Genomic DNA, 18,330 nt, shown 5'->3' on the forward strand with positions numbered 1-18,330 from the left:
TGGTCTCGATTCAGCGCTTCATGGCCTCGGAAAAATGGTCGAATCCGCGGGCTCCGTTGACGATCTGCCCATCGATTTTCACCAGGGTACGGCGGCCGGTCTGCGCACTGACGTCGCCGATGACGGTGAATTCTTCAGGAATCGAGGCACCTTTCGGGAACACCGCGAGCAGTCCGAAGTCTTCTCCGCCTTCAAGGACCCACAGCATCGGATCCGCACCCAACAGCACTGCCGCAGGCTCCAAGCGAGCAGCGAAGTGCTTCAGCGAGTCGACGTTCAGGTTAAGGTTGACGCCGCTGGCCTTGGCCAGACGCGAAGCATCCCGGATCAGTCCATCGGAGATGTCCATCATGGCGCTCGCGCCGGCTTCGGCCGCCCGGGGACCCGATTCCAACGGCGGGGTTGGTTTGCACTGGGAATTCACGATCCTGCGGACCGAACGGTTCCACGTCTGCCATTGCGTGCTGCCATCGAGTACCGCCAGTCCAGCGCCGGCCGATCCCAGACGTCCCGCGATGGCTATGCGGTCCCCCGGTGTGGCGCCGCTCCTGAGCACCTTGCCGTGCTCGCACTCTCCGATGACGGTAGTAGTCACTGATATTTCGGCAGCCTTGCCCAGATCTCCGCCAATCACCGCGAGACGGCCCGCACCGAGCCCTTGAACTGCAGCGGAGATGCCCCTGGAGAATTCCTTGACCCATTCAATGCTGGTGCTTTCAGGCAGGGACAGGGAGATGACGGCGCCTGTCGGGACGCCTCCCATGGCATTGATGTCTGAAACATTTTGGGCGATCGACTTCCACCCGATGTCGAAGGCCTTGTGTTCGAAACCGCTGTCCCAGTACAACCGGAAGTCCTGATTCTCGACAAGAGTGTCGACGGACACCACAACTTCCGAACCGGAAACGGCTAGGGCTCCGGCGTCGTCGCCTGGGCCCAGGGGTGCCTGTTTGGAGTCCAGGAGAGGCAGCATGGCGTCAAGGATTCCCTGCTCCCCTAGGTCGCCGACGGTCGGGAGCTTGCTAGCTTGGTGATTCGTCACTGAGTATTAATCGGCTTTCTTCGCGGCCTGGTTGATGAGATCCGCATAGCTGTTGAACTGGTCCAGGTGTGCAGCGACAGGATCCACAATGTGCTGGCGGACAACGCCCGCAACGGAGCGCTCAAGGTTCCGGTGAACATGCTTTCTCTTCATCTTAGCGACCATTCGATTGACAAATGAACCGGCGATGCCGAGGACAATACCGAGCAGTAACCCGACCAGGAGCATCAGGGTGGGAATGGGAAAACCTTCGACCATCGGAGGCTCCGGAACAGCGAACTGAAGATACCCCGCCACGGCAAGGGCACCGAGCCACAGGGCGCCGCCCAAGGCAACAATAATCGACGCCCATTGCAGAACCTTCGTCAACGGCCACCACCAGGATTTCTTGTCAATCGCTAGGTCTGTGGTGGCTATGGCCACGTCAATATCCTGGTCCAACTCGTCAAGGTGATCCGTGGTACTTGCCCTGAGCTCTTCCGACCAACCCACCGGCATCCCGTCCGTAGCCTTGGACAGGTAGGTGTTGACCGACTGCTTGATAGTGGCAGATTGCGCCACAGACAGCGGGGGCCGCGAGGTCAGGGCCAGTTCCGGATGCTCGTGGTTTCGCCCGAGGTTCATCCTCTTCAATGGGTCGTTTTTGAAGCGGATCACCCAGCTCGTCAACGGCCAGCCGGTGTGCGAGGAAGCGCGAAGCAGGTAGGAGCGCTCAGCCGCGTCCGCGATTAGGTCCACCCCGTGGGCAGCGGCGATTCCCTGTTCCAGCTCGTCTTGGTCGAGCTTCCCAGGCAGGTTGACCTGTTCCACGCCGAGTTCGGCAACGAGTCGATGTATGACCTGGTCGACATCGGCCTTGAGCCGTCGAATCGACAGGGCCTTGTTTTCCGCGAGTTTGGCGATCCGCGTTCTTAATGCATCGATGCCTTCGCCGGTTCGCGATGAAGCCGGAAGGATTTCCAGTCCCCGGAATCCGTCCTGGGCAAGAAGTCCCGTCAAGGATTTCTGGATTGCCGCTCGATCGGAAGCCGCGATGAGGTCTATCTGGTTCAGTACCACCAGCAAGTTCCCCTCATGGGATCCCAAACCATCAAGATAGCCTTGATGGATGGAGGCATCAGCGTACTTCTGCGGATCCAGCACCCACACCATGACGTCCACCTGCCCGGACAGTCTTTCCACAATTTCATGGTGCTCCAGTGCCGTTGAGTCCATGTCCGGAAGATCCAGGAGGATCAGGCCTCCGCTCGGGGTCGTTCCGCGCGGCGCTGTGGTGGCTCCGAACATCGAGTCGACGACGTGCCAATCATCAACTTCCAGCCAATCAAGCAGTTCTCCGGAACCTTCCGGGTTCCAGATCGCCGCGATGGTTTTCGTTGTAGTCGGACGAATGACTCCGGTCCGGGCGAGCTGTGCTCCCGCCAATTCGTTGAAGAGACTTGATTTGCCGGAACCCGTAGCTCCGAAGAGCCCGATGACCACATGGTCGGAGGACAGTTGGCGACGGGCTTCGGCGCGCGACATAACCAGTGCTGCGAAATCAACAGTTTGCGGGTCGAGGTACGATTCTCCAAGCTTCATCGCCTCGGAAAGCGAATCGATCTGACCCGACAGACTGGCTTGAGCCCTGAGTACCTTGCGCTCGCTCATACGTGGTGGCCTTTCTGGCCCTGAGCGTGAATAAACTCAGCCAGGCCTTCCAATTCTTCGGGTTGCTGGCAGGACCTGATGACGTTTCGGTAAACGTCTGCGTTGGCATTGATCAACTCGCGTGCGCGTTCTTCGAGCATGCCGCTGGCCCTTGCCGCCATCCGCCGCACGGCGTCCTCACCAAAAATGGCTTCCAGCAGTTTTTGGCCGACTACAGCAGATCCCCCGGCGATACCGAGCTCCAGTCCGGTTAGCCCCGCCGTCGATGCGAAAACGACAACCATGAGGACGACTGCAATGCCATTCACTCCGAATGCCGCCATGCGGGCAGTCTTTCGCTTCCCCGCACCCTCTTCACGAATCATGGTGAGAATGTCATTCTGCCATTCGCGCACGCTGCGGCTTGCCAACTCGCTGAGATCCGCGGGCAGTCTGGGTGTCGGCAGTGCGCGGCTGAGTTCCTGCCCAATGGGGGTGGTACGCCAGACCCGGTCGAGGTTGTCGGCGGCCTCGGTAATTTCTGCGACGAATATTGCGTGCAGGCCCGTTTCAATCGCCTGTTCAACCCTGTTGCTTGCCAGCGGTCGCCCGGAGAAAAATGAACCAATACGGTCGCGGATGCGGCCTACGCTTCCTTCAATTCCACGCAGCAGTTCTCCTGCACCGACGAAATCCTGCCATCTAGCCAAGATCTCTCCGCGGAGCAGGGTTCCATCCTTCAGCGCCGATTTCACCACGTCCATGGCTTGGTCGAAACGCTGGTCTACGCCGAGGAGCAGTTCCTGCAGTTGCGCTTCCTGGTCCTTGAGTTCCGCGTAGAGCTCGTTCACGTCCGCAACGGACCGCCTAAGTGCACCGTCAAGGGTTTGTAAGGCGATGCGTTTGCGTTCCTGGGCATCTCCGGCCAGCGAGTCAAGCCAGTTCGAAATTGGTTGCGTCAGCGCTTGGGGCAATAATTTTTGCTGGTCAAGCTCCATTTCTTGAATCACGTGAACGGCCGAAGATCCCAGTCCCCTATCTCTGAGCAGTCGTTCTAAATCAGGAAGAATTTCGGTTTGCGCACCCGCGGGCACACGATTGAGCACGATGCTGACAGTGATGTTCCGGGCCCCAGCTTCCGTGAGCAGGTCCCAAGGCAACGCATCCGCATACCGGTTGGCAGTCGTGACGAATATCCAAAGGTCCGCTGCATTCAAAAGCTGCGCTGCCAGAGCACGATTTTCGTCCGAAATGGAATCGATGTCCGGCGCGTCAATAATGGCAATCCCGGAGGGGACTTTCGCGTGTGGAGCGAGTTGCACTGCCTGCGCTTTTGCGTTGGCGTCATCCGGTTGATTCCCGGAATACGACAACCTTCTCAGCGCGGGGAGGATTCGTCGATCTTCAAACCACGACGCATCGGACGGGTTGTACGCGAGCACCGGAACGCGGGTTGTCGGGCGGACGGCACCCGAGGCGCTGATGGTCTCGCCAAGCAGCGAATTCACCAGAGTGGATTTCCCTGCACCGGTGGAACCGCCCACGACAATGAGCAGTGGTGCGTGGAGGTTTTCCAGCCGAGGCACTAGGTAGTCGGCGATCTGGTGAATCGTCTTGGTTCTGAGTATTTCGCTGGGCAGCGTCGGATTGGATGCGGAAAGTAGAAAGGTGAGCCCATCTAGTACGGAGCTCAACGATGCAAGCTGCCTGATGGTGGATAGCGCATAGCCTGAACCCTCAGGGGTAGCTGCGCTGCCCGCCGAGCGGGATTCCGAATTTGCCTCCATGTGACCATCTTGCCCTATGAAAGGACGTTATTTGAAACATATCGGGCAGATTTGGGTGGATATACAACAAGCCACAGATTTACCTGTGGCTTGTGTGGTGACCCCAACGGGATTCGAACCCGTGTTGCCGCCGTGAGAGGGCGGAGTACTAGGCCACTATACGATGGGGCCGTATATTCCCTTGCGGGAGACCTGAGAATAAGCTTGGTGACCCCAACGGGATTCGAACCCGTGTTGCCGCCGTGAGAGGGCGGAGTACTAGGCCGCTATACGATGGGGCCGTATGCCAAGAATTTCTCCTTAGCTCATCAAATGTTTTTTGATGAAGCGCTGGGATACCAGGACTCGAACCTAGAATGACGGAACCAGAAACCGTTGTGTTGCCAATTACACCATATCCCAATGTGACTTGGGCTTTCAGACTGAATTGATAATTCAATTCCCACTGATCGCTTCAGCACGAGATATAACTATACCGACGTTCCGGGATCAATACAAATCGACGATTCCCCTAGGAATCGGCGACAAAACTGTCGAAGCCTGCACCGATTAACTCCGCCAAGCCCCAGAGATCACGGATTCGAAGTCCGAGGAAATCCTCATGAAAAGCCTCGCGGTCCAGCAGTACTGCTGGGAGTCCCGCATTGCGTGCTCCTTCGTAGTCATTGACCGGGTTGTCCCCCACGTAAAGCGTCTGCTGCGGATGGATACCAAGCTGCTGGCAGCCTGCCAGAAACGGTGCAGGCGCAGGTTTCGGCGCGCCGGCCGTATCGGATCCAACAACCACAGCGAATCCTTCAAGACCAGCGATTTCCAACTTGGCCCGCTGGTACGACTCAAGGTTATTGCTAACGGCACCGAAGGGAATGCCCATGGCTCGGAGCTGATCCAAATGGGGCACGACATCTTCAAACGGGCGCCAATAGCTACGCACCGTCTTCTCATAGGTCTCGGCCCACGCTTGGTATAGCTCCCCTGCCGGCGCTTCGGCATTCACGAGCCCCAGGGAGAATCGCAAGCGAATTTCCCTTTGCTCCAGGAAAGTCAGTTCACCTGCCATGTAGCGTTCGTAGGCTCCGGCCTTGTCATCGGCAAAAGCTGCGGCAACGACGCTTGCTTCCGAAGCATCTACGTGTCTGAGCTCTTCGGTTGTAAGCTCCAGGAAAGCTGCAATAGCGGCTGCTCGAAGGTCTACCAGAGTGTCATCAATGTCAAAAAGTACGCCCTGGATGGATCTGTTGGCAGATCCAGCCAAGGCGTTAGGTACTTCGTTCACGAAATTAGCGTTTCCTGTTACCGCGAGGCGCCGAAGGTACGCATACGGTTCAAGCTCGACTCCCGGCCGAGGATCTCCATGGATTCGAACAATGGAGGTGAGACGCGCTTGCCGGAAACGGCAACTCGCGCAGGACCGAATGCCTGGCGTGGCTTCAGCTCCATCTCATCAACCAGCTTGGTCCGCAGTGCATTCTGGATCTCTTCTGCGTTCCAGTTCTTCACGCCTTCCAAAGCTTCAATCGAGGCACTGACAACGTCGCCGAGGTTTGCCGGCATACCCTTGAGCGCCTTTTCCTCGACGACAATCTCGTCATCATTCTTGAAGAGGAATTCGAGCATGTCTGCCGCTTCGCCCAGAAGAGTGATGCGCTCCTGTACCAGAGGTGCGGCCTGGTCGAGGATCTCGTTTTCACGGTTGGTCAGCTCTTCACCTACGAGGCCGGCAGCCTGAAGGTAGGGAACCAAGCGATTGCGGAAGTCCTCTGGTTCCAGCATGCGAACGTGGGTGCCGTTGATGGCTTCGGCCTTCTTCACGTCGAAACGTGCAGGATTCGACAGCACGTCGGTCACGTCAAAAGCCTTGACGAGTTCTTCGCTGCTGAAAATGTCCTGATCCGCGCTCAACGACCAGCCAAGCAGTGCCAGGTAGTTCAACAAGCCCTCGGGAATAAAGCCATTCTCGCGGTGAAGGAACAGGCTCGATTCAGGATCGCGCTTGGAAAGCTTCTTGTTGCCCTGGCCCATCACGTACGGCAGGTGCCCGAATCGTGGCATGTACTTGGCAACGCCTACATCATGCAGCAGCGCGTAGAGGACAACCTGACGCGGCGTGGAGGACAGCAGATCCTCGCCGCGCAGCACGTGAGTCACTCCCATCAGCGCGTCATCCACCGGATTAACCAGCGTATACAGTGGCTGGCCATTGGCGCGAACCACTACGTAGTCAGGCACGCTCCCCTGCTTGAAAGTGATCTCTCCACGAACCAGGTCGGTGAAGGTAACATCCTCGTCCGGCATGCGTACGCGAAGTACCGGTTCGCGGCCTTCGGCCTTGAACGCAGCGATCTGCTCTGCCGTCAGTTCACGGTCGAAGTTGTCGTAACCCAGCTTTGGGTCGCGGCCGGCGGCCTTGTGACGCGCTTCGACTTCTTCCGGCGTCGAGTAGGACTCGTAGAGGTGTCCGGCCTCGCGAAGTTTGGCAATGACATCCTGGTAGATGTCGCCGCGCTGCGACTGGCGGTACGGCTCATGCGGACCGCCCACGTTGACGCCTTCATCCCAATCGATGCCCAGCCAGTCCAGTGCATCCAGAACCTGGTTGAAGCTTTCCTCGGAATCGCGCTTCGCGTCGGTATCCTCAATACGGAAAATCATCTTGCCACCGGTGTGGCGGGCGTAGGCCCAGTTGAACAGAGCCGTACGAATCATGCCTACGTGTGGAGTGCCGGTAGGCGATGGGCAGAAACGGACGCGAACGGGAGTATCTTCGGTCACGGGTGGAATCAGCGAAAGATCAGTCATGATGGTTCTATTCTAAACCTTCGGGCCAACTTGCCGAATTCCATACGCGAGGGCTCCCAGTCACATTCGTGACCGGGAGCCAGTGCGGTACCACCAAAATGATGATGGCAAGATGGTGGCTTTTCCAGTTTCAAGGAAAAACCACATTTACTCAAAACACGTTATCGACGGAAAACCGACCTCAGTGTTCCAAGTCCCTCAAGTTCGATCTCAACGATGTCGCCGGCGTTGACAAGCCCCACGCCTGCAGGGGTGCCTGTCATGATCACATCGCCGGGAAGCAAGGTGAATGCTTCGGAAGCACGTGCAACAAGTTCGGAAACAGGCCAAATCATGTCCCGCGTGGAACCGTCCTGGCGGACCTCACCATTCAGGCGCGTGGTGATCGCTACGTCGTCCGGGTCTTCCAGTTCGGTTTCGATCCATGGGCCGAGCGGGCACGAGCCGTCGAATCCCTTGGCCCGGGCCCACTGCGGGTCGGTCCGCTGGGCATCTCTGGCAGTGAGGTCGTTGGCGATCGTGTATCCGAAGATGACATCGCCGGCCTTTTCTGCTGGCACATCCTTGCAGATGCGTCCGATGACGACCGCAAGCTCGCCTTCGAAGGAAACCTCCTGTGAAAATGCAGGAAGGGTGACCGGCTCTCCGTGTCCAACGACTGAGGTATTCGGCTTCAGGAACATCAATGGTTCCGGCGGCACCTTGTTGCCGAGCTCCTCAGCGTGTTCGCTGTAGGTGCGGCCGAATCCGACGACTTTGGATCGGGGAATAATTGGCGCCACCAGTCGAACGTCGTCCAGCTGGTGGACAGCACCCGTGGTCTTAATGCCCTGAAAGAACGGGTCCCCCGCAAGTGCATGAATATTTTCTCCATCGACGACACCGTAAAGAGGGTCGCCATCAACTACAAATCGAGCAATGCGCATTTCTAAACCCTAACTTGCTCTGACCGTGCCATGCACGCTGTGGCAGCTTACTTTCCGTTGATAAATGCGTTCAGTTCTTCTTCGGTCATTTCGCGGAACTCTAGGTCCGGGAATCCTGTCGGATTGTGGCTTTGCCAACGCCACATGTCACCCACCATCTGTTCCAGCCCACGCTCGGCCTTCCACCCTAGATCAAGACGGGCTTTCTCCGCATCGGCGTAATTTTCGGCGACATCACCAGCGCGGCGTTCCACGATCTCGTAGGGCACCGGCCGCTTCGAAATTCGTACGAACGCTTCAATGACTTCCAGCACGCTCGAACCAGAGCCCGTACCCAAGTTCCAAACATGCGCGCCCTTGGCCTGCTGCAGGTAGTTCAGGGCCGAGAGGTGCCCGGCGGCCAGATCCAATACGTGGATGTAGTCCCGGACGCCGGTTCCATCAACAGTGGGATAATCGCCGCCGAAGACGTTGACCTTTTCACGAACTCCTACGGCAACCTGAGCTACGAATGGCATGAGATTATTGGGGATGCCCTGTGGATCTTCGCCGATCTCTCCGGATTCGTGCGCGCCTACAGGATTGAAATACCGCAAATTTGCGATGGACCAACGTGGGTCCGAGGTCGCCAATTCCTCGAGCATTTCTTCGATGTGGAGCTTCGTGCGCCCGTACGGATTAGTAGCGCTACGAGGCGTTGACTCGACTAGCGGCAAGGCCGTCGACTCGCCATAGACAGTGGCAGATGAGCTGAAAACGAGTGTCCTGCAGGCAACAGATTCCATGGCATCCAAGAGATTCAGGGTGCCAGTGACGTTGTTCCGGTAGTAGCGAAGGGGCTGGGATACAGACTCCCCTACGGCCTTCAACCCAGCAAAATGGATCACTGCATCTGGCCGCAGGGCTTCGAAAATGGAGTCCACAGCAGAAGCATCAAGCAAATCAATGTTGTGAAGCTCTGGTGCCCGCCCTGCTAACTTCGTAACTCGACGAATCGACTCCGGTGATGAATTGCTGAAGTTGTCGATAATGGAAACGCGGTATCCTTCCTGCAAAAGCAGAAGGACGGTATGCGAGCCAATATATCCAGCTCCACCGGTAACCAAAACGTGCATGCCGAAGTCCTCACTTAAAACGAATTAGCTGTGCAATAAACATTGCACAGCCAATTCTACGTTTATCTTCCGCTATTAGACCAAACGCTCCAGCCATCCATGGCGGTCCTCAACCGTTCCACGCTGGATGCCAAGCAGTTCTTCGCGGATCGACATGGTGACATCGCCAGCCTTGGCGTCTTCGTCACCGATGAGCTCGGCGCCGTTCTTCAGAACACCGATCGGGGTGATCACGGCAGCGGTACCGCACGCGAAGACTTCAGTGATCTCGCCGCTGACAACGCCTTCACGCCATTCATCAAGAGTGATTCGGCGTTCCTCGACTTCCATTCCCCGGTCCTTGGCAAGCTGGATTACGGACGAGCGTGTAACGCCTTCGAGGATGGTTCCGGTCAGTGCAGGGGTGACCAGCTTGTTGTCTTTGGTAACGAAGAACACGTTCATTCCGCCAAGTTCTTCTACCGCATTGCCATTGAACGGATCAAGGAACAGAACCTGCTTGCAGCCATTGTCTTCAGCTTCAAGCTGGGCGACGAGTGATGCCGCGTAGTTTCCACCGCACTTGGCGGAACCGGTTCCGCCTCGGCCGGCACGCGCATAGTTTTGGGATACCCAGATGGCGACGGGCTTCAGTTCTCCACCGAAATAGTTGCCTGCCGGCGATGCGATGACCCGGTAGGAAACTTCGCGTGCTGCGCGAACTCCCAGGAATGCCTCGGTGGCAATCATGAACGGGCGAAGGTAGAGCGCCTCGCCATCACCTGTAGGTACCCAGTCGATGTCGGATGCCACGAGCTTTCGCAACGACTCGACAAATACTTCTTCGTCAAGCTGCGGCAGGGCGAGACGTGCCGCCGACTTGTTCAGTCGCGCAGCGTTTGCATGGGGGCGGAACGTCCAAACTGATCCGTCTTCATGACGGTAGGCCTTCAGGCCTTCAAAGATTTCCTGGCCGTAGTGAAGCACGGAGGCCGCAGGATCCATTGCGATGGGGCCGTACGGTTCGATGCGAGCGTCATGCCAGATACCGCCATGGCCTTCACCGTTGGCCGACCAGTCAATGACTGCGGTGTGGTCGGTGAAGAAGTCCCCGAAGCCCGGGTCGGCAAGAACCTTGGCGCGGTCCTCGGCGCTCTTGCGGTTCGTTGAGAGATTTTCGGTGAATTCCATCTAACCTTGGACTTCCTAATTCATATACGAGCAACGGGTGTCCCACAAAGTTGCGGAACACCCGTTTGTGGATTGGCTACCGGATACATCCGTACCGGGAACTTCCCTTTTAGCTTATGCCAGCAGGGCTACAATTGCATCGCCAATTTCGCTGGTGGTGCGGCGATCGGTCAATTCCTGACGTGAAATGATCTCCTTTTCAACCGCCTGCTCAACAGCCTTCGATTCTTCAGACAGTCCCAAATGATCAAGCATCAAGGCAACGGACAGAATCGCTGCAGTCGGGTCGGCCTTCTGCTGGCCGGCAATGTCTGGAGCGGAGCCATGTACCGGCTCGAACATCGACGGGTAGGTTCGCGACATATTGATGTTGCCGCTGGCCGACAAGCCGATGCCACCAGTAATTGCTCCGGCCTGGTCTGTCAAAATATCGCCGAAAAGGTTGTCAGTGACGATGACGTCGAAGCGGGCAGGGTCGGTGGTCAGGAAGATGGTCGCGGCATCAACATGCAGGTAGTCGTGCGTTACCTCGGGGAACTCCTTCGCCACTGCTTCGACAGTCCGACGCCACAGGTGACCGGCATGAACCAACACATTGTGCTTGTGAACCAAAGTCACGTGCCTGCGCTCCCGGCGCGAAGCTCGCACAAACGCATCACGAACGACACGCTCCACGCCAAACGCGGTATTCACGGATACTTCAGTGGCGATCTCGTGCGAAGTGCCCGTACGGACAGACCCGCCGTTGCCCACATACGGGCCTTCGGTACCTTCGCGCACCACTATGAAATCGATGTTCCCCGGGTTGGCCAGAGGGCTTTCAACGCCAGGATAAAGCTTCGACGGACGCAAGTTCACGTAGTGATCCAGCGAAAAGCGCAGCTTCAGCAGCATTTCACGCTCAATCAGCCCGGAAGGAATACGAGTATCGCCAGGAGCGGCACCTACCGCGCCGAACAAGATGGCGTCGTGCTTCTTGAGGTTCTCCAGCGTCTCCTCGGGCAGGGTTTCACCGGTTTCGAGCCAATGCTCGGCACCCAGCTTGTAGTTGGTCAGATTGACCTCGTTCTCGCCGCCGTTGGTGACGAAGTTCAAGACCTTGACGGCCTCTGCGACGACTTCTGGTCCAATGCCATCCCCAGGAATGACTGCAATTTCAAAAACTTTTCCCATGGGTCCTAGCCTATCGAACAGAGTCCAACATGTGAGAGCTCATCTCAAATTATGAGAAACTGTGAAATCTCGACTCTAAAATCTCAAACTCCAGGATGAGGTTCCCCTATGCACTGAGCACTAAAATAAGATGATGCGTGCTATTTCCCTCAGATCAGAGGTCATGCGCATTCGGCACTTTTCTCGAACTTCAGAGGCGTAGTTGATTTTTTCAAACCCGCATCGCCGCATTGATCGGTGGATTCGCGAGAATTCCGGCAAAGTTGATTTTGCAACGGGATTGGCTTTCACGCTGCTATGTCTTCTGCTGACGGCGACCATCGGCTTCAGCAGTTCCTTGCTCATGACTCTTTCGCTCGTAGCCATCTCCTTGATGCAAACAGCGCCTCTCATGATGCGCCGCGCCAGACCATGGCTCGCGACGCTGATTATCACGTTCGGACATCTGCTGCAGCTGGCCTTCGGCGGATTGGTGCTGCCCTCCCAGCTGTCGGTTCCGATCATGGTGTACACGATGGCTGTCTATGGAAAGCGCTGGCAATCTTTTACCACTTTGGGGTTCGGACTGCTGGGAGCACTACTCGCGACCTTGAGCATGTTCAACAGCGGTAGCTCACCGACCGGTGGATTCACGTTCATCAGTTTCGACACAATGATCTCGTTCGTTGGCCTGGCCCTTGTGGTCACCGTGTCTTGGACCTTCGGCGACCTTGCCCGCAACCGGCGACTGACCATGAAAGCATTGCAGGACCACGCGGATCGACTCGAAAAAGAGCGAATCATCGAACGCGACCTGGCTGCCGCCGATGAACGAAATCACATTGCACGTGAAATGCATGACATCGTCGCGCATTCTTTGTCCGTAATTATCACTCAGGCGGACGGCGCCCGCTACGCCGCCGTCAACGATCCGGAAATAGCGATCACCACCCTGAAAACCGTCTCCGATACTGGTCGTGCGTCTCTCCGTGAAATGCGCCGCCTACTGGGTGTCTTGCGCAAGGATGAAGAGGTTGAGAACCGCCCGTTGCCGGCCTTGGCCAATATTCCGGATCTTATCCAGAACGCTGAAACTGCCGGGCTGAAAGTTCAATTCAGTTACTCAGGCTCACCACGAAAAGAACTGCCAGCTGGCGCAGAGCTAACCGCCTATCGAAGCGTGCAGGAGGCACTCACAAACGTAGTTAAGCATGCAGGGCCGAACACCGCCGCCTCGGTACAACTAAATTGGACATCTCGGGGATTGATCCTCGTTATTGAAGACAATGGCCGCGGTGCCGGCTCCTTGACCTTCGAGGGGCAAGGCTACGGTTTGCAAGGTATGAGCGAGCGCGTTGCACTATACGATGGAACCTGCAAGGCCTCTCCGCGAACCGGCGGAGGATTCATAGTTTCTGTATTCATTCCCTACTCGGAGGACTAACGCTCGATGACGTCAGGCACCACAATCAAGGTAGCGCTTGTTGATGATCAGTTGCTGGTACGCAGTGGATTCCGAATGTTGATCAATTCCCAGCCGGATATGGAAGTAATCGCCGAAGCAGGCAACGGACGTGAAGCACTCGCAACACCATCCTTGCAGCAAGCGGATGTCATCTTGATGGACGTGCGGATGCCGGAAATGGATGGGATACAGACCACCGAGCGCCTACTGGATCCGGCAAAAAAAGCTGCGGACGGGCCCAAGGTAATTGTCCTGACCACTTTCGACATGGACGAGTATGCGCTGAGTGCCATCCAAGCCGGTGCCAGTGGTTTTCTTCTCAAGGACGCTCCTCCGGAGGAGCTACTCGAATCGGTACGAACGGTCAACCGCGGAGACGCAGTCATCGCGCCTTCTACTACACGGCGTTTGCTGAACCATATGGCTCCCATCTTGAAACGATCTGTCGCGCAGGCCGACAACTCCCTTATGTCAGCGGTGGAGTCGCTCACCCCACGCGAAAGTGAAGTCTTTGGACTCATTGCAGAGGGCCAGTCCAATCCTGAAATTGCTGAACGGCTTTTCCTGTCCGAAGCTACCGTTAAGACCCATGTGGGCCATATCTTGGCAAAACTTGGTGCACGGGATCGAGTTCAGGCAGTGGTCATCGCCTATCAAACCGGCGTGGCCAGCCCATAAAACGGAAACAAGTGAAAAGCGGCTGCGGCACTATTCCTATCGATTGATAGGAGTGGTGCCGCAGCCGCTTTAGCTCAATGAACGAAACTTACTTCTCTTCCTCATAGCGAGGGAACACCGGGGTCGGGGCCGGTAGTTCGGTTCCGGGAACCAATGCAGTTCCGTAGTTTTCAAAATTGCGGGCTGAACCTTCGCCCACCGCGAGCACATTGAGCAGGCAAGTCATGGCTTGCGGAAGCACCGGCTGGAGCAGAATAGCGACTTGGCGGACAATCTCGATTGTCACGTAGAGTACGGTCTCCATGCGTGCTGGATCCGTCTTCTTCAGCTTCCAAGGTTCCTGCTCTGCGAAGTACGCGTTGGTATCTCCAAGAACATGCCAGACGGCCTCAAGAGCTCGACTGAATTCCTGGCGGTCGTAGGCCTCCCGGTTGATTTCCAACAGCTTCGCGGCGGACTCAAGAATCTCGGTATCAGCCGCCAGCAATTCTCTGGGAGTTGGAACCAGTCCCCCGCAGTTCTTGGCTACCATCGACAGCGAACGCTGGGCAAGATTACCGAAGTTGTTCGCCAAGTCACCATTTATGCGAGCCACGATGGTTTCGTGGTTGTAGTTTCCGTCGGCACCAAATGGTACTTCACGCAAGAAGAAGTACCGAACCTGGTCCAAGCCATATCGGGTAACAAAATCCTCAGGAGAAACGGTGTTGCCCAACGACTTGGACATCTTGACACCGTTGTTATGCAGGAAGCCGTGGATCATGACTCGCTTGGGAACCGGCAGCTTCGCGGACATCAGGAACGCAGGCCAGTAAATGGCGTGGAATCGCGAGATGTCCTTGCCGATCACGTGAACGTCCGCTGGCCAGTACTTCTGGAAGGAGGCCGACTCGACATCCGGGAAGCCAACACCGGTCAAGTAGTTCGTCAAGGCATCCACCCACACGTACATAACGTGCTTCTCGTTGCCCGGCACCGGGATTCCCCAGTCAAAAGTGGTGCGCGAAATTGATAGATCAGTCAGGCCGCCTTCAACAAAACGAACAACTTCATTGAAACGGGAACGAGGTGCGCCAAAGTCAGGATTCTCTTCGTAGTATGCCAAGAGCTTGTCCTGGTACTTGGAGAGCCTGAAGAAATATGATTCTTCTTCGGTCCAGGTAACTTCAGTGTCAGTTTCCGTAGCGTAGCGAATCCCGTCGTCTCGCACATCGGTCTGCTCTTCGGTGTAGAACGCCTCGTCCCGCACTGAGTACCAGCCGGCATACTTATCCAGGTAGATGTCGCCGTTCGCTTCCATGCGGCGCCACAACTCCTGTGCAGCTGCATGATGGTCTGCGTCAGAGGTGCGGATAAAACGGTCATAGCTCGTGCCAAGCTCATCGTTCATCGCTTGGAAGGCATCGGAATTTCGCTGCGCAAGCTGGGCAGGGGTGATCCCTTCCTTTTCCGCGGTCTGCATCATCTTCTGGCCATGTTCATCTGTGCCAGTCATGAAGAAGACATCGAAGCCATCCAAACGCTTGAAGCGTGCCAAGGTATCGGTTGCCACTACTTCATAGGCATGTCCGATGTGTGGAGTGCCGTTCGGGTATGAGATTGCAGTTGTTGCGTAAAAGGGTTTCTGCTGAGAAGTCACGATCTAAATTTACCTTAGTCCCGCCGGGAAAGGTGAGTATGCGCCCTTCGACGAACGTCACATCAACCGATCAAGGTACTCCCAAAACGCACTACGTAGCACACGCCGAATCTTCTGCTGGTCCGTCGTCCACTCCCCTAGAACCTGCGCGCAGTCTTTCAGTAAAGTCCGGTCAATTTCCAACGGAAGTTGAGGTTTGTCAGCTAGGAGTTCGAGAACTTCTGCTTGGGTAGTTACCGCCAGCCAAGATTCTGCTACCCTGCCGCCAATTTCTTCGGCTGTAGCAAGCTCATTTTGCTCGTAGGCCGCGTTTCCTTGATAGCCCTGGCCGCCAGTGCCACTGGAATAAACAATTTCTACACGTGTCATAGGTTCTGCCGAATCCTGCTGCACGGCTTTTTGCGCCATAATCGCCGGCGTGGGCACGGAAGGTCTAGCCTCGGAGTTACCGTGAACTGGACTGGGAGCAGCCTTAGCAATTAGCGCCGATTTTTCTGAATGTGCTTGGTCCCACTCGATGACTCGGGTAAATGCTGAATCTAGAAGTTGGTCTGGGATGGTCTCAATCGCATCAGCGGTGAGCGCGAGATGTTCAGCTACTGAGGCCACGCCCAAGCGACTTTCTGGTTTGTTGACACCGAGGAGCACAACCTTCATCCCGAGATCCTGTGCTTCTTCGACAGCCTCCGCCAGGTCGTCATCTCCAGACACGAGATAAGCAATTGAAGCTGCCCGTGTTCGTGCGACTCCGACGAGGTCTAAGGCGAGTCTCAAATCAACGCCTTTTTGTTCGCCATTGTATGAAATGCGCCCCAACCGAACTTTGACCCCGGAAATTAGCCCGATTCTCTTATGTTGTTCGGTAAACAACCCGTCTTTCGAAGCGTCATACCAGTAAACTCGCAAATTGCTCAGGCCCGAATTCTTCTTAACGGACTGGACGATTCCCCGGATCAAGGATTCATAGTGAGTTGTGAATGCAGATCTCAATGTCGTCCCGGCGGCTCGATGCCCGCCAAGAGACAGTAAAAACCCGGCGTCGATAAAGATTGCAGTTTGGCTTGGCATAGTCAGATCGTACGGCAAAACCACGAGAACCATTTGGTCTGGTAGATCAGTGCAGTCGAATACTGTCGACGGAAGTTGAAAACTGGGCATCAACGGAACTCGTAAAGTGAACACTCTCAGATGTTTTGCAGAAGCATATGGCAGCACCTGTGTATCGAATGCAGGATAGCGATTGAAAGTTCTCCTGTTCTTGCAACTGGGTGTGAATCCGGTACCAACTAACCAACTAACCCGACTGTTTCATCGTTCAGCGCAATGACCTCCGAGTTCCCGAAGATCCGGGGCTCAGCGGTCATTCTGCGTTCCGGGCACGCTCGACCCGGCTCGGGAGCGCCAGCCTTCGGGCGTCGAGGTCCACATCCTCGAAATACTGTTCATTCAATAGGTCGTGATCAAAATAGGTGTCTCACGGTTCAGGCCGTCAGATGACCTTGCCTCCACCGGTGACGCAACTGGTTGCATGTGCGGCTCATCAGGCCCAAAAGCCTGGATTCCGGGGCATGGGCCGGAATCAGCAATCGTGTTCGCCTCCCGCTGCTGATCAATTTCCCGGCCATACTGAACAGGCGGTACCGCCACCGCTTCAGATCCCACACTCCAGCCTCATGCGAGGCCGGCAACAGGACCAGTTGCATCCATGCCAGCAGATTCGTCGCCAACGCGGCAATCAGCGACCACGCCTGATTCGCCGCGAAAGACCAGTACGGCAGCTTGCCCAACCCGGCATGCTTTAAGGATTTGATCCTGTTCTCGCACCGTCCGCGGGCCCGGTGCCGCCGATCCAATTCAGGAATCACATAGTAAGGACTGTTCGTCAAGAACGCGGTGATCCTATTGCCTTCCGCGTCGAAGAGCGAGGCTTTCGCCCCGGAATGCAAAGGTTCTGCCCGTACGTAAATCCTCGTGCCCGGCGGGTAGTCCTTCAGGTTCATGATCTTCGTGGCGTCCACGACCCACACATCCCGCAGAGGTTTGCCCTGTTGGTCTATGGCTGGTTCCCAGTACTTCTTCTCGCTGATCCAACCGATCTGTCGTTCCTTGATCACCGGCAGAGAATATGAGGTGGAGAACTGGATGCCCAACGCATCAAGGTGGTTGAGGAATTCACGGGAGGCACCGGCGGAATCGGTGCGCACCAATAGCTTTTCACCAACCAGAGCGCCGTCCTTGTCGTAGAAATCATCAGGCAGTACTGCCAGGGCTTGGGACAGGGCTTCGATGTGATCCTTCGCGCTGTTTGCTCCTTTGTTGCCTGAGCGTAGGAGGATCGCGAGGGTTTCCCCGGTCCCATTGCCGGTGCCGTAGTCCGCGGTGACGATCATCGGCGCGAAGCCGTATCCGCCTTTGTAGGTTCCGGTAGCACCTTGTTTATCGGAATGTTTCTGGATGAGGGTGGCATCGATATCCAGGATTAGCGGGTTGCGTTTGGTGGCACGCTTGGCTGGGTTCCTTGGGCCTGCGGCAGCCCAGAGCTTCGTGCGCAGGCTCCGGCTCATGGTTTGGTAGCCGTGGGTGAAGGCTTCGGGCATGTCCTTGATTCTGTTCATGAACCGAGACACCGTTGCCTCGGAAGCGACGGGTCCGAACACCCCGGGGTTGGTGCGCAGCAGATCGACGTCGCAGGCTTGTTCCCCGCCGGCGGCGAGCATGAGGGTCAGATCTGCGAGGATTTTTCCTGGCCGGTGGGTCGCGGTGGTCGGGACGAATTGGGAGAACCGGTTCTCGCACAAGGCACGGAAATCCATAGCGTTCAGGAAGCCGCTCAGGACACTCAAGCCGGCGTGGGAGATCAGTTGTTGGCCGGTGAGTTCGGTGCGTGGGGCGGGGTAAGTCAGGGTAGACTGGTTCATCGAAAAGGTG

General features: G+C 56.5%; 14 protein-coding genes and 3 tRNA genes. 2 read left to right on the forward strand and 15 right to left on the reverse strand.

Features of this window, described 5'->3' with window-relative positions; genetic code table 11:
• Positions 1-10: 10 nt before the first annotated feature.
• From thiL to ATC04_RS10760, 12 genes are all read right to left on the reverse strand, one after another.
• Complete coding sequence (gene thiL / locus ATC04_RS10705) at positions 11-1,042, reverse strand: thiamine-phosphate kinase (protein ID WP_052772338.1); 1,032 nt, start codon at positions 1,040-1,042, stop codon at positions 11-13.
• A gap of 6 nt (positions 1,043-1,048) precedes the next feature.
• A complete protein-coding gene (locus ATC04_RS10710; protein ID WP_047118917.1) occupies positions 1,049-2,692 on the reverse strand; it encodes a GTPase in 1,644 nt (547 codons plus the stop codon).
• A complete protein-coding gene (locus ATC04_RS10715; RefSeq protein WP_047118916.1) occupies positions 2,689-4,458 on the reverse strand; it encodes a dynamin family protein in 1,770 nt (589 codons plus the stop codon). Before ATC04_RS10715 ends, ATC04_RS10710 begins: the two co-directional genes overlap by 4 nt.
• Before the next feature lie 95 nt (positions 4,459-4,553).
• A tRNA-Glu gene (locus tag ATC04_RS10720) sits at positions 4,554-4,629 on the reverse strand.
• 34 nt (positions 4,630-4,663) lie between these two features.
• Positions 4,664-4,739 (reverse strand) — tRNA-Glu (locus ATC04_RS10725).
• Between the two features lie 49 nt (positions 4,740-4,788).
• Positions 4,789-4,860: transfer RNA gene (locus ATC04_RS10730), tRNA-Gln, on the reverse strand.
• A gap of 109 nt (positions 4,861-4,969) precedes the next feature.
• Positions 4,970-5,734 (reverse strand): HAD family hydrolase, encoded by a 765-nt coding sequence (locus tag ATC04_RS10735; protein WP_060617019.1) that lies wholly within the window; start codon positions 5,732-5,734, stop codon positions 4,970-4,972.
• Between the two features lie 17 nt (positions 5,735-5,751).
• Positions 5,752-7,257: a glutamate--tRNA ligase gene (gene gltX, locus ATC04_RS10740; RefSeq protein WP_047118914.1), complete on the reverse strand. Its 1,506-nt coding sequence runs from the start codon at positions 7,255-7,257 to the stop codon at positions 5,752-5,754.
• 161 nt (positions 7,258-7,418) lie between these two features.
• The gene (locus tag ATC04_RS10745; protein ID WP_047118913.1) at positions 7,419-8,183 is read right to left on the reverse strand and encodes a fumarylacetoacetate hydrolase family protein; all 765 of its coding nucleotides are present in this window, start codon (positions 8,181-8,183) and stop codon (positions 7,419-7,421) included.
• A gap of 47 nt (positions 8,184-8,230) precedes the next feature.
• Entirely contained in the window at positions 8,231-9,298 is a 1,068-nt protein-coding gene (gene galE, locus ATC04_RS10750; RefSeq protein ID WP_047118912.1) for a UDP-glucose 4-epimerase GalE, read from the reverse strand.
• A gap of 75 nt (positions 9,299-9,373) precedes the next feature.
• The gene (locus ATC04_RS10755; RefSeq protein ID WP_047118911.1) at positions 9,374-10,468 is read right to left on the reverse strand and encodes a branched-chain amino acid aminotransferase; all 1,095 of its coding nucleotides are present in this window, start codon (positions 10,466-10,468) and stop codon (positions 9,374-9,376) included.
• 114 nt (positions 10,469-10,582) lie between these two features.
• Positions 10,583-11,641, reverse strand: coding sequence for a 3-isopropylmalate dehydrogenase (locus tag ATC04_RS10760; RefSeq protein ID WP_047118910.1), 1,059 nt, complete (start codon positions 11,639-11,641; stop codon positions 10,583-10,585).
• A gap of 202 nt (positions 11,642-11,843) precedes the next feature.
• On the opposite strand from ATC04_RS10760, the gene ATC04_RS10765 reads away from it, so the two are divergent.
• Both ATC04_RS10765 and ATC04_RS10770 read left to right on the forward strand, forming a co-directional pair.
• On the forward strand, positions 11,844-13,064 hold the full coding sequence (locus tag ATC04_RS10765) for a histidine kinase (RefSeq protein ID WP_052772337.1): 1,221 nt from the start codon (positions 11,844-11,846) through the stop codon (positions 13,062-13,064).
• A gap of 6 nt (positions 13,065-13,070) precedes the next feature.
• Entirely contained in the window at positions 13,071-13,763 is a 693-nt protein-coding gene (locus tag ATC04_RS10770; RefSeq protein WP_047118909.1) for a response regulator transcription factor, read from the forward strand.
• Positions 13,764-13,851: 88 nt separating this feature from the next.
• Here ATC04_RS10770 and metG read toward each other — a convergent pair whose 3' ends face one another.
• From metG to ATC04_RS10785, 3 genes are all read right to left on the reverse strand, one after another.
• The gene (gene metG, locus ATC04_RS10775; protein WP_047118908.1) at positions 13,852-15,402 is read right to left on the reverse strand and encodes a methionine--tRNA ligase; all 1,551 of its coding nucleotides are present in this window, start codon (positions 15,400-15,402) and stop codon (positions 13,852-13,854) included.
• Positions 15,403-15,459: 57 nt separating this feature from the next.
• Positions 15,460-16,470 (reverse strand): NYN domain-containing protein, encoded by a 1,011-nt coding sequence (locus ATC04_RS10780; protein WP_047120692.1) that lies wholly within the window; start codon positions 16,468-16,470, stop codon positions 15,460-15,462.
• A gap of 413 nt (positions 16,471-16,883) precedes the next feature.
• Positions 16,884-18,320 carry an IS1380 family transposase gene (locus ATC04_RS10785; protein ID WP_047118907.1) on the reverse strand — a complete coding sequence of 479 codons (1,437 nt, stop codon included), beginning with the start codon at positions 18,318-18,320 and terminating at the stop codon, positions 16,884-16,886.
• Positions 18,321-18,330: the final 10 nt, after the last annotated feature.

It is taken from the genome of Arthrobacter sp. YC-RL1 (assembly GCF_001454985.1).
GTDB lineage: Bacteria > Actinomycetota > Actinomycetes > Actinomycetales > Micrococcaceae > Glutamicibacter > Glutamicibacter soli.